The following is a 1,102-nucleotide window of genomic DNA, read 5'->3' as shown; positions in this document are numbered from 1 at the left end:
TGGGTCGTCATACACCTGAGGCTATTGGGGATTACTGTGCAGGACCGAACCATGTGCTACCAACATCCGGTACTGCGCGCTTTTCTTCACCTTTAGGTGTTTATGACTTTCAGAAGAAATCATCAATTATTTATTGCAGTGAATCCGGCAGCAAGCCATTGGCTGAGACGGCAGATATTTTAGCGCAACGTGAGGACCTAGAAGCCCATGCGCGCTCAGCCCGTTATCGTTATCAGTAAGATATTTTGAGCGTCTTCGTTTTTACTTTTGATAGATATTTTTAATAGTCTGTATGGCTAATTAGTAGGATAATTTATGAGTGAGTTAAAGATAGATACCAGACTTTGGTCATCTAAAGCACGCAACTTGTCACCTTATGTGCCGGGTGAGCAGCCACAGCACGACAATTTATGCAAACTGAACACCAATGAAAACCCATTTCCGCCCTCACCAAAAGTAGGGGAGGCAATCGCTAAGGTGCTCACTCAGCAAGCGCAAGAGCTGCGTTTATATCCAGCACCTGAGTCCAATGATCTGCGTGCTGCACTGGCACAAGCATATGACCTTGATGTCAGCCAAGTGTTTGTCGGTAATGGCTCAGATGAAGTATTGGCGCTTATATTTGCAAGTTTCTTCCTAAAAGAGCGTCCGCTTTTATCACCCGATATTGGCTATAGCTTTTATCCTGTCTATGCGCAGACTTTTGGCGTACATCTCGTCAAAATCCCACTAGAAGACGATTTTAGTATCGATCCTGATGCTTATCGTCAGCCTTGTAGCGGTATCATCATTGCCAATCCAAATGCGCCAACAGGTTTGCTCCTATCACTTTCTGATATCCGTAAACTAGCAAGCGAGCATTCTAATGCCGTGATTGTAATTGACGAGGCATATATTGATTTTGCTCAGGCTGATACAGACAGTACAGACGCGCAAGTCTCAGCGGTCAGCTTGATCAATGAGTGTGACAACGTTATCGTGACGCAGACCTTTTCAAAATCACGGTCACTTGCTGGTTTACGTGTTGGGATGGCTTTGGGTAGTGCTTCGTTGATTGAAGCATTGACGCGTATGAAAAATAGTTTTAATAGCTATCCATTAG

General features: G+C 44.4%; 2 protein-coding genes. Both read left to right on the top strand.

Annotation, left to right across the window (positions count from 1 at the left end; translation table 11 throughout):
• On the top strand, nucleotides 1-239 hold a 239-nt coding region (locus ACS8FC_RS14755), incomplete at its 5' end, for a histidinol dehydrogenase (RefSeq protein ID WP_439297323.1).
• Between the two features lie 76 nt (nucleotides 240-315).
• A partial coding sequence (locus tag ACS8FC_RS14750; protein WP_439297322.1) for a pyridoxal phosphate-dependent aminotransferase occupies nucleotides 316-1,102 on the top strand: 787 nt, incomplete at its 3' end.

This window comes from Psychrobacter sp. 1Y4, from assembly GCF_051847555.1.
This window is presented reverse-complemented; position numbering and strand designations above follow the sequence as displayed.